The organism is Acutalibacter sp., from assembly GCF_056800975.1.
In genome coordinates this window covers 1-9,634 of sequence record NZ_JBQISV010000082.1, presented here as the reverse complement: position 1 = coordinate 9,634, position 9,634 = coordinate 1, and the positions used below count along the sequence as shown (strand labels likewise).

General features: G+C 58.9%; 13 protein-coding genes. 11 read left to right on the top strand and 2 right to left on the bottom strand.

Features of this window, described 5'->3' with window-relative positions:
* On the top strand, positions 1–202 hold a 202-nt coding region (locus ACTO5E_RS08715; RefSeq protein WP_482303027.1), incomplete at its 5' end, for a hypothetical protein.
* A gap of 132 nt (positions 203–334) precedes the next feature.
* On the opposite strand, the gene ACTO5E_RS08710 is transcribed toward ACTO5E_RS08715, so the two are convergent.
* On the bottom strand, positions 335–511 hold the full coding sequence (locus ACTO5E_RS08710) for a YjfB family protein (RefSeq protein ID WP_482303026.1): 177 nt from the start codon (positions 509–511) through the stop codon (positions 335–337).
* An 827-nt stretch (positions 512–1,338) separates the two neighbouring features.
* Here ACTO5E_RS08710 and ACTO5E_RS08705 point away from each other — a divergent pair.
* From ACTO5E_RS08705 to ACTO5E_RS08660, 10 genes are all read left to right on the top strand, one after another.
* On the top strand, positions 1,339–2,709 hold the full coding sequence (locus tag ACTO5E_RS08705; protein ID WP_482303025.1) for a TrpB-like pyridoxal phosphate-dependent enzyme: 1,371 nt from the start codon (positions 1,339–1,341) through the stop codon (positions 2,707–2,709).
* Between the two features lie 34 nt (positions 2,710–2,743).
* Positions 2,744–3,229 (top strand): GNAT family N-acetyltransferase, encoded by a 486-nt coding sequence (locus ACTO5E_RS08700; RefSeq protein WP_482303024.1) that lies wholly within the window; start codon positions 2,744–2,746, stop codon positions 3,227–3,229.
* Between the two features lie 180 nt (positions 3,230–3,409).
* Entirely contained in the window at positions 3,410–4,162 is a 753-nt protein-coding gene (locus ACTO5E_RS08695; RefSeq protein WP_482303023.1) for a hypothetical protein, read from the top strand.
* Positions 4,163–4,329: 167 nt separating this feature from the next.
* Positions 4,330–5,589, top strand: coding sequence for a 3-isopropylmalate dehydratase large subunit (gene leuC / locus ACTO5E_RS08690; protein ID WP_482303022.1), 1,260 nt, complete (start codon positions 4,330–4,332; stop codon positions 5,587–5,589).
* Positions 5,589–6,452: a GNAT family N-acetyltransferase gene (locus ACTO5E_RS08685; protein WP_482303021.1), complete on the top strand. Its 864-nt coding sequence runs from the start codon at positions 5,589–5,591 to the stop codon at positions 6,450–6,452. Before leuC ends, ACTO5E_RS08685 begins: the two co-directional genes overlap by 1 nt.
* A gap of 4 nt (positions 6,453–6,456) precedes the next feature.
* Positions 6,457–7,218, top strand: coding sequence for a DUF3788 family protein (locus ACTO5E_RS08680; RefSeq protein WP_482303020.1), 762 nt, complete (start codon positions 6,457–6,459; stop codon positions 7,216–7,218).
* 3 nt (positions 7,219–7,221) lie between these two features.
* On the top strand, positions 7,222–7,440 hold the full coding sequence (gene dmpI / locus ACTO5E_RS08675; RefSeq protein WP_482303019.1) for a 4-oxalocrotonate tautomerase DmpI: 219 nt from the start codon (positions 7,222–7,224) through the stop codon (positions 7,438–7,440).
* 131 nt (positions 7,441–7,571) lie between these two features.
* Positions 7,572–8,075, top strand: a complete 504-nt coding sequence (locus tag ACTO5E_RS08670; RefSeq protein WP_482303018.1) for a cupin domain-containing protein — start codon at positions 7,572–7,574, stop codon at positions 8,073–8,075.
* 57 nt (positions 8,076–8,132) lie between these two features.
* Positions 8,133–8,615, top strand: a complete 483-nt coding sequence (leuD, locus tag ACTO5E_RS08665; RefSeq protein WP_482303017.1) for a 3-isopropylmalate dehydratase small subunit — start codon at positions 8,133–8,135, stop codon at positions 8,613–8,615.
* 5 nt (positions 8,616–8,620) lie between these two features.
* A complete protein-coding gene (locus ACTO5E_RS08660) occupies positions 8,621–9,262 on the top strand; it encodes a hypothetical protein (protein WP_482303016.1) in 642 nt (213 codons plus the stop codon).
* 102 nt (positions 9,263–9,364) lie between these two features.
* Here ACTO5E_RS08660 and ACTO5E_RS08655 read toward each other — a convergent pair.
* Positions 9,365–9,634 (bottom strand): hypothetical protein (locus ACTO5E_RS08655; RefSeq protein ID WP_482303015.1); only part of this gene is annotated, 270 nt, incomplete at its 5' end.

Sequence of the window (9,634 nt, the reverse complement as noted above, 5' to 3'; positions counted from 1 at the left end):
TGTTAAGTGTGCTGACTGTACTGCTGCCGTTAGCAGTACAGTCGCTGCTTTCTTAAAAGCTTTATGCCACAACAGTCTCTATTGTCATACGCTAGCCGTGAAAGGGTATGGCAGCGGCTACCTCTCAAGAGATACTCAAAGGGTCTTTTCAAGTGTGCTGACCGTATTGCAACCTGTAAACGGCTCAGCCGCTGCTTTTTAGGAGTTTTTATGCCAGATCATTCTCCTTTGCCATATGCTATCGCTTTTTTTCACCGGCTTGACTGGTGGTTCCTTGCGCGAGGGCGAAAAATGAAGAAAGAGCCTCCCTTGGGGGAGACTCTTTCTTTGCGCCTCAGGCGTACACGTCAAAGGTGTAGGGGCTGGGAGGAAGCATTTGTTCCAGCTCCTGCAGGGCCAGCTCCTCGGTGGTGTCCATCATTTTTTTGGTGATGGCCAGAGAATAATCGGTGGCGAGCTGAGTCTGGCTGTAGGATGTAGCCATAGAGGCGATGCTGCTCATCATGTCCATAGAGATCCCTCCTTGTAGAATGATTATAGCAGAGCGGGGGAGGAATGTCAATGGGAGAATGGCGGCGGGGAGGGGGCGGCGCATTCGGGGCAGAGGGCCTGAGAGAGTTTTTTCTCTGTCTGTACGGGCTATCAGCAGGCTGTTGGTTTGTTTGGGGTGGTTCTCTCTTACCACGGCTTTTGTCTTATAGATGACGTATTCGAAAAGAGATGTTCTTCCTCTTTGGGACGGAGGCATGGGAGGACGTTTGTTATAACGCCTCACTTTGGAGGCTCCTCCTGGAAGAGGTCCCTTTCGCGGATTTTAATGCAGGGGCGGATATGGTCCGCCTGGTTCGTGGAAGTACCGGGACCCTGGGAGGGACGGGCGGACGCGCGGGCCTTGCCCCTACAAGGCCTCTGGATGGGAAGCATAATAAAAATACGCGGTTGGCCCTCCTGGAAAATTGCCGCTTGACAATTAGCCGCCGCCGGGTTATAATGTCAGCATAAACCTGTGAGAAAGTGTGAGTAGACTGGAACGCGGCTGCAAAGAGAGCCGCCGTTTGGTGCAAGTGCGGACGGCCGTGTCTGGTTGAATGGGCTTTTGAGGGTGACCCCAACAGCGGATTTTTCCGCCCAGTAGGCGAGCCGGAGCGGCGCTCCGTTACCAAAGCCGCCCGTAGTTGGTTTGCGGGAACGAGTGGGCGCGTTGCGCGTCAAGCCGGGTGGTACCGCAGGAGCGGAGCTTTTTGCCTCTTATGCCCCTGTCCCAGCAGAAAATTTTCTGCCGGGGCAGGGGCTTTTTGCGCTGCCTGGCTCCGGCTTAACGAAAGGAGTCAGATTATTATGAGCGAAAACAAAATCCCTTACAAGATCTATTTGGAGGAGAGCGAGCTGCCCACAGCCTGGTATAACCTGCGGGCGGACATGAAGAACAAGCCTGCCCCCCTTTTGAACCCGGAGACCCTGCAGCCCATGACCCCGGAGGAGCTGGGGGTGGTGTTCTGCCAGGAGCTGGTGAAGCAGGAGCTGGACAACGACAGCCCCTTCTTTGAAATTCCCCGGGAAATCCGGGATTTCTACAAAATGTACCGCCCCGCCCCCCTGGTGCGGGCCTACTGCCTGGAGGAGAAGCTGCAGACCCCGGCGAAGATTTACTATAAGTTTGAGGGCAACAATACCTCGGGCTCCCACAAGCTGAACTCGGCCATTGCACAGGCCTACTATGCCAAGCAGCAGGGCCTGAAGGGCGTTACCACCGAGACCGGCGCTGGGCAGTGGGGCACAGCCCTTAGCATGGCCTGCTCTTATCTGGGGCTGGACTGCAGGGTGTACATGGTCAAGTGCTCTTACGAGCAGAAGCCCTTTCGCCGGGAGGTGATGAAGGTATACGGCGCGGCGGTGACCCCCTCGCCCTCTGACACCACCCAGGTGGGCCGCAGGATACTTCAGGAATTCCCCGGCACCGGCGGCTCGCTGGGCTGCGCCATCAGCGAGGCGGTGGAGGCGGCGACCTCTACCCCCGGCTACCGGTATGTGCTGGGCAGCGTGCTCAACCAGGTTATGCTGCACCAGTCGGTGATTGGCCTGGAGGCCAAGGCGGCGATGGATAAATATGGGGTGAAGCCGGATATTATTATCGGCTGCGCAGGGGGCGGCAGCAACCTGGGCGGACTGATTGCCCCCTTTATGGGCGAAAAGCTTCGGGGAGAGGCGGACTATCGGATTATTGCCGTGGAGCCTGCCAGCTGCCCCAGCTTTACCCGGGGCGAGTATAAATATGATTACTGCGACACAGGGATGGTGTGCCCTCTGGCAAAAATGTACACCCTGGGCAGCAGCTTTATGCCCAGCGCCGACCATGCGGGGGGCCTGCGGTTCCACGGCATGAGCAGCGTGCTCAGCCAGCTGTATGCCGACGGGCTGATGGAGGCGGTTTCTGTCAAGCAGACCGAGGTGTTCCAGGCAGCGGAGGACTTTGCCCGGGTGGAGGGCATTCTGCCTGCGCCGGAGAGCAGCCACGCCATTCTGGCGGCAGTGAACGAGGCCCTGCGCTGCAAGGAGACCGGGGAGGAGAAGACCATTCTCTTTGGGCTGACGGGCACCGGCTATTTTGACCTGGTGGCTTATGAGAAGTTCCATAAGGGGGAGATGAAGGACTCTGTCCCTGCTGACGAGGACATCCGCCGGTCGCTGGATAAGCTGCCTAAGGTGTGAGGTCATAAGGGTAAAAGCAGCTTCTGGCCGGGAGATGGTTATACGGCTGGAGAGGCCGGAGGAGCAGGACGCTGTGGACCGGCTGGTGTACACTGCCTTTGCGGACAGCTATGGGGAGGAAACGGACCGGCTGATGCTCCGTTACTTCACCCAGGCCAGGAGGGAGAGCAGCTTTGTTCCAGAGCTCTCTCTGGTGGCGTTGACAGACAGCGGGGAGATTATGGGTCAGGCAACCCTGTATGAGACTGATATTGAGACCCCCGCAGGGAAAAACACCCAGCTGGTCCTGTCCCAGAGCGCGGTTCTGCCGGAGTACAGAGGACAGGGCGTGATGAGGGCCTCTGGCGCGGTGTTTTTGGGTGGAGACCCCAAGCTGTACGGCCGGTTTGAATTTGCGCCCTCTTACCGGTATCACATCCACCATGTAAAAAGTGCAGGAGCCCCGGATTATGCCGAAGGCTGCCTGGTGTGTGTTGCGGGAGGGCGCGCTGGACGGGGTGTCGGGCGCCACTTCCTATGATGCCGGGGAATAAGCGGATGGAATTCCAGAAAGAGGAGCAGCGCGCAGCCGCTCCTCCTTTTGGAATTGTAAACTTTTATGGATTTTGCCCATCGGGCAGTCCAACGCCTTGCGAAAAGCAGAAAAATGGGCTATAATGTCTGGTAACAATCCAAACAGAACTGGGAGGTGCCAGACCTTATGGCAAGAGAACGTTATCTGGTGGGCGCGGGAGAGGATACTATCCACTCTGGCGTGATTGAGCTGAAGACGGCAAAGGACAAGCGGGCGAACTGGTGGTACTACCACAAGAAGCACCTGTTTGTGGGCATTCTGGTGGGAGCTATTGTGGTGAGCATGATCTACTCCATTGTCAGCAAGGTGGAGCCGGACTATACCATTGGCATGATCACCTCCTACAGTCTGCCGGGGGCAGTGCAGGAGGAGCTGGAGCAGACCCTGACCGCCTATGCCGACGACCGCAACGGAGACGGCAGGGTGGTGGTGCAGGTGAACAGCTATGTGTTTGGCAGCGAGACCGCAGACCCCCAGGCAGTGCAGGCCTCTTATGCCCGGTTTGCGGGGGACGTGACCATGGGCAGCTGCATGATCTACTTTCACGACGAGGCGGGGTTCTCGGCGTTGAGGGGGGATCTGGCGGGGCTTTTTCAGTATAACGACGGGAGCCCCATGCCGGAGGAGGCCAAGGACTTTGAGAACGCCATGCGGCCTTGGGAGGAGTTTGCGGCCCTGAAGGATTTTAACGGCCAGGGCAGCGAGCTGGTGAACTGGACCCCGGAGATTGTGCAGGAGCTGTGCAGCCGGCTGCGGGTATCGGTGCGCACGACGGTGGACACGAACCTGGAGGGGGACGAGAAGAAGATGGCCTATTTTGAGGACTCGCTGGCCCTGTATCAGAGGCTGTTGGAGGGAGAGGCCCTGGCGGCGGAGTAAATTGGCCGGGGGGCCGGAGGCTTGGCTGCAGCGAGCGCGGACGCGCTGGTCTTGCGCGGCCCTTTTTGCTGCCGGTAGAGCCAGGGAGAAACCGTTCAGGACATGGGAAGCCTATGTAATCGCATCTGGATATATAAACCTGAGGAAATCAAAGGAGGAAAACCATCATGGCAATGACAATGACCCAAAAAATTCTCGCGGCCCACGCGGGCCTGGATTCTGTGGAGCCCGGCCAGCTGATTGAGGCGGACCTGGACATGGTGCTGGGCAACGACATCACGTCCCCGGTGGCCATCAATGAATTTGAGAAGTGCGGGGCCAGCAGCGTCTTCCACAAGGACAAGATTGCTCTGGTGCTGGACCATTTTGCCCCCAACAAGGATATCAAAGCGGCCCAGCAGTGCAAGCAGACCCGGCAGTTTGCGGACAAGTATGACATCACCAATTTCTTTGACGTGGGCCAGATGGGCATTGAGCATGCCCTGCTCCCCGAGAAAGGCCTGGTGGGCCCTGGCGGGGCCATTGTGGGGGCGGACTCCCACACCTGCACCTATGGGGCCTTGGGGGCCTTTTCTACCGGCGTGGGCTCAACCGACATGTGCGCGGCCATGATTACGGGCAAGCTGTGGTTTAAGGTGCCCTCGGCCATTAAGGTGGAGCTGGTGGGCAAGCCCACGGGCTTTGTCTGCGGCAAGGATGTGGTGCTGCATCTGATTGGCGAGATTGGCGTGGACGGGGCTCTGTATCAGTCTTTGGAATTTACCGGCGAGGGAGTGGCCGCGCTCAGTATGGACGACCGGTTTACTATTGCCAACATGGCCATTGAGGCCGGAGCCAAAAACGGCATCTTCCCGGTGGACGAGAAGACCCTGGCCTATTGTCAGGACCGCTACCAGGGGGAGGTGAAGGTTTACGAGCCGGACCCGGACGCGGTTTATACCCGCACGGTCACCATTGACCTGGGGGCGCTGCGGCCCACAGTCTCCATGCCCCATCTGCCGGAGAATACCCGGAGGATTGAGGAGGTCAGCGATGTGAGGATTGACCAGAGCGTCATCGGCTCCTGCACCAATGGGCGCATCAGCGACATGCGCATTGCCGCCCAGATTATGAAGGAGAAAAAGGTGGCGAAGAACGTCCGCTGCATTGTGATTCCCGCCACCCAGGAGGTGTACCTCCAGTGCATCCGGGAGGGCCTGGCGGAGATCTTTGTGAAGGCGGGAGCAGTGTTCAGCACCCCCACCTGCGGGCCCTGTCTGGGAGGCTATATGGGCATTCTGGCTGAGGGGGAGCGGGCGGTTTCTACCACCAACCGGAACTTTGTGGGCCGCATGGGTCATGTGGACTCTGAGGTGGTGCTGGCAAGCCCTGCTGTTGCCGCGGCCAGCGCGCTGACCGGGTATCTCACCGACCCGGCCAAGCTGTAATGGAGCCCGTAAGAATAGAGACCGGACGGCTGCTGCTCCGGCCGCCGGAGCGGGCTGACGCGCCCATTATCCGGGGATTTCTCGCCCAGGAGCATGTGCGCCGCTACAACTGCCTGGGGCAGCTGCCTGCCATGGAGCAGATGGAGGAGCTGCTGCTCTGTGAGCCGGGAAGCCAGTTTTCGCTGGTGCGCAAGGAGGACGGGCAGGTTTTGGGCCATATCGGCTTGGGTGCGGATGCTTTGCGCTTTCGGGTAAAGTCTCTGTCGCTGGACTACTACCTGGGGGAAGAGTACGCCCGCAGGGGGTACATGTGCGAGGCTTTGGGCGGGCTGCTGCGGCACCTGTTCCTGCAGGAGGGGGTGGAGGCGGTCAGCGCCCGGGCCTTTGTGGAAAACGCCGCCTCCATTGCCCTGCTGGAAAAGCTGGGCTTTACCCGGGAGGGGACCTTGCGCAGGGCTGTGCGCACCTATGAGGGCAAATGCTTTGACGACACGGTATTCTCCCTGCTGCGGGAGGAGTATCTGGCGGCCCATCCCCCTGTGTTGGGGGACGCTGTCGCCATAAAAATGGACCGGCCCATTGGCACAGTCCACCCCAAGCACCCGGATTTGGTCTACCCCGTCAACTATGGATATGTGCCGGGGCTGCTGGCCCCGGACGGGGAGGAGCAGGACGCCTATGTGCTGGGGGTTGACCAGCCGCTGGAAGAATTTACAGGCAGGCTGATTGCCATCATCCACCGGTTTGACGATGTGGAGGAGAAGTGGGTGCTGGCCCCGGAGGGCATGAGCTTCACCAAGGAGCAGGTGGAGGAAATGACCCATTTTCAGGAGCAGTATTATCAGATTGAAGTCAGGATGTGATGATATGGAGCGTTCCCATGTCCCCTGTAAGCCTGACCATATGACCGCCCTGGAACAGGTCAGTCATGAGGCCATGGTGTTCATGCGGGGGTGCTACTGTCTGGACGAGGTGGGGAACGGCAGGGACGAGCTGAAGTTCAAGCAGGGCAAGCGGACCATTCTTACTGTCTATGTCAAAGAGGACCGGTTTGACTTTATGCTCATCTACGGCAAAAAGGAGAGGGAGGTCTTTGCGGCCCGGCGGGTGGAGTTCCCGCTTTGGGTATTGGAAATATACGACAATGCCAAGACCTACCACGACGGCAAGTGGATGATGTTTCCCGTGTCTGCCCCGGAACAGCTGGAAGAGCTTAAGCCCCTGATATTCATAAAGAAAAAGCCCAACCGCAAGCCCTTCCCAAAGGAGGGGGCGGTGTATGGTCAGTGCGGCCAGCGGTGCGACCTGTGCGTCCACTACACAGGCCAGGATGAGGAGCGGCGGCAGAGGATGCTTCCTCTGCTGAACCGCGTGTATGGGGAATTGGACTGGTCTATGCGCTGCGGGGGCTGCGAGAGCGAGACCTGTCACTGCAAGGACCAGCCCTGCCCTGCCAAATCCTGCGCCGCGCAAAAGGGGCTGGCCCAGTGCCGGGACTGCGGGGAGCATCCCTGCATCCGGGCCACGACCTCAGACCATATGTCCATGATTCATACCGGGACCTATGCCGCAGATGAAATCACTTGGGGGATTTTGCCCTATGTGCCCTGGCAGTATGAGGAGGAGTAGGCTATGCCAACCATTTCCATTGTGTGCGGCGCGCTGGACGGGCCGCAGAAAGCGGAGCTCATTCAACGGCTGACCGCTGCGGCGGCAGAGGTCACCCAGATTCCCACGGAGTTTTTCACCGTGACCATTCAGGAGCTGCCGGATGAGAATTTTGGGATCGGCGGCAGAAATATCGGGGAGATTAAGGCTGAGTATGCTGCCCGGAGTCAGAGCCTGTGCTGACAACAGAAGGGCGGTTCTTCCGGTATGCTTATTCATCTTGCACCCGGCAAAATACGCCTGGAAATGCCGGCCCTCAGGCTGTGGAAGTGGGGCGGAGGCGTCGGGCTGAAAAGAGACAGGAGGCGCAGCATGTGAGCACAATAGACACCGTCCTTCATGGGAAATGGGACGAGCTGGAGGTCCATCACAAAACCGGCCCCGAATCGGTAAACAGCGCGGGAGAGAGCTGCGGGGAGTATGAATATTACCGCAGGAGGTTTGTAAGGCTGGGCCAGGCCAGGCAGTCTGTGGTCAGCGTGTACGAGATTCCTCCGGGCAAGGCCGCGTATCCCTATCACTACCATTTGAAGAACGAGGAGACCTTTTTCATTGTCAGCGGCCGAGGACTGCTGCGCACTCCGGAGGGAGAGCGGGAGGTGGCTGCGGGAGACCTGCTCTTTTTCCCTGCGGAGCCGGGCGGGGCCCATAAGCTCACCAACATGGGCGGAGAGGCCCTTGTCTATGTGGACTTTGACACCCAAAATGATTTGGACGCGGCGGTGTACCCGGACTCCAGGAAGCTGGGGGTGTGGGGCCGGGACGTCAACCAGGTTTTTATGGAGAAGGACGCTGTGGAGTACTATAAAGGGGAGTGAGCCGCCGGAAGCAGGCGGCGCGGCTCCAAAACCATCATAAAAAGGAGCGATATCGCTATGAATGCAAAAGGCACGGTACACAAGTATGGAGACGATGTAAACACGGATGTGATTATCCCCGCCCGGTATCTGAATACGGCATCTCACGCGGAGCTTGCCAGCCACTGCATGGAGGATATTGACAAGGATTTCGTCAAGAACGTGAAGCCCGGCGACGTGGTGGTGGCCGGGAAGAATTTCGGCTGCGGCTCCTCTCGGGAGCACGCGCCCATTGCCCTGAAGGCCAGCGGGGCCTCCTGTGTTATTGCCAAGACCTTTGCCCGGATTTTCTACCGCAACTCCATTAACATCGGCTTCCCTATTCTGGAGTGCCCGGAGGCGGCGGAGGAGATTCAGCCCGGCGATGTGGTGGCAGTGGACTTTGACAGCGGCCTGATCACGGACGAGACCACGGGCAAGACCTATCAGGCACAGCCCTACCCGGAGTTTTTGCAGAATATCATCAAAAGCGGCGGGCTTTTGGAGTCTATCAACCGATGACTGGCATGGATAATATTTATTTTCCCAGCTGCAATTTTACCAAGGCCAGTCCGCAGGCGGCAAAGAAGCTGCGGGATTGGCTGAAGGAGCAGATGCCAGTGGCGGGGTGCTGCCGCGTGGACAAAAGGGGGTATCCGGCGGGGAGCCGGGCCCTGTACCTCTGTCAGGCCTGCCGGGAGGGGCTGGAGGAGCGGTTTCCCCAGTTGCTGCCAGAGAACCTGTTTGTCTGGCTGGACCGGGAGGGAGGCCTTGCCCTGCCTGATTACAGCGGGCTGACTGTGAGCCTGCAGGACTGCTGGCGGGACCGGGCGCATCCGGAGATTCATCAGGCTGTGCGGAGCCTGCTAGGGAAAATGGGGGTAACAGTCCGGGAGATTGCCGAAAGCCGGGAGGCGGCGGACTATTGCGGGAACCTGCATTTTCAGCCCAAGCGTTCGGAGGCTGAGGCTCTGGTAAGCGCCCGGCCGGGGACGCCGCTCTGGCAGTTCCCGGAGGAGGAGCAGCGGGTGATTTTCGCTGAACAGCTGGAAAAGCACGGAGGCCTGCCGGTGCTCTGCTATTGCAACCGTTGCAAGCTGGGCATAGAGACAGCAGGAGGCCGGGCTGTGCATTTGATGGAGCTGGTTATGGACGCTTACCAAGGGTAAGTGGATTGCCAGAGGGAAACAGGAATAGAGCAAAAAAGAGCCCCCCGGCGTGTGCCAGGGGGCTTGCTTTTGTAGGCGGTAGGAGGGAGCGGTCCTGGGGGGCTACAGAGGAATGCCGATTTGAGAGGCGGCTTTTTCTGTCCATTCCACCAGAAGATTCGCGGCTCCCCGGGTAACGGCGGCCTCGTATTTGATGACTTCCACATCCTTTTCCAGAACCGTCAGCTGTCCCTCGATCTTATCCAGGCGTTGGTCAACAGTGTCCAAGCGTTGGTCGACCTGTTCCAGGTGTTGGTCGACAGCGTCCAGGCGCTGGTCGACCTGTTCCAGGTGTTGGTCGACAGCGTCCAGGCGCTGGTCGACCTGTTCCAG

Excerpts from the sequence above, each read along its gene's own strand:
- leuC (WP_482303022.1), top strand. The coding sequence starts at position 4,330 with ATGGCAATGACAATGACCCAAAAAATTCTCGCGGCCCACGCGGGCCTG.
- ACTO5E_RS08710 (WP_482303026.1), bottom strand. The coding sequence starts at position 511 with ATGGACATGATGAGCAGCATCGCCTCTATGGCTACATCCTACAGCCAG.
- ACTO5E_RS08695 (WP_482303023.1), top strand. The coding sequence starts at position 3,410 with ATGGCAAGAGAACGTTATCTGGTGGGCGCGGGAGAGGATACTATCCAC.
- leuD (WP_482303017.1), top strand. The coding sequence starts at position 8,133 with ATGAATGCAAAAGGCACGGTACACAAGTATGGAGACGATGTAAACACG.
- ACTO5E_RS08700 (WP_482303024.1), top strand. The coding sequence starts at position 2,744 with ATGGTTATACGGCTGGAGAGGCCGGAGGAGCAGGACGCTGTGGACCGG.
- dmpI (WP_482303019.1), top strand. The coding sequence starts at position 7,222 with ATGCCAACCATTTCCATTGTGTGCGGCGCGCTGGACGGGCCGCAGAAA.
- ACTO5E_RS08660 (WP_482303016.1), top strand. The coding sequence starts at position 8,621 with ATGGATAATATTTATTTTCCCAGCTGCAATTTTACCAAGGCCAGTCCG.
- ACTO5E_RS08705 (WP_482303025.1), top strand. The coding sequence starts at position 1,339 with ATGAGCGAAAACAAAATCCCTTACAAGATCTATTTGGAGGAGAGCGAG.
- ACTO5E_RS08680 (WP_482303020.1), top strand. The coding sequence starts at position 6,457 with ATGGAGCGTTCCCATGTCCCCTGTAAGCCTGACCATATGACCGCCCTG.
- ACTO5E_RS08685 (WP_482303021.1), top strand. The coding sequence starts at position 5,589 with ATGGAGCCCGTAAGAATAGAGACCGGACGGCTGCTGCTCCGGCCGCCG.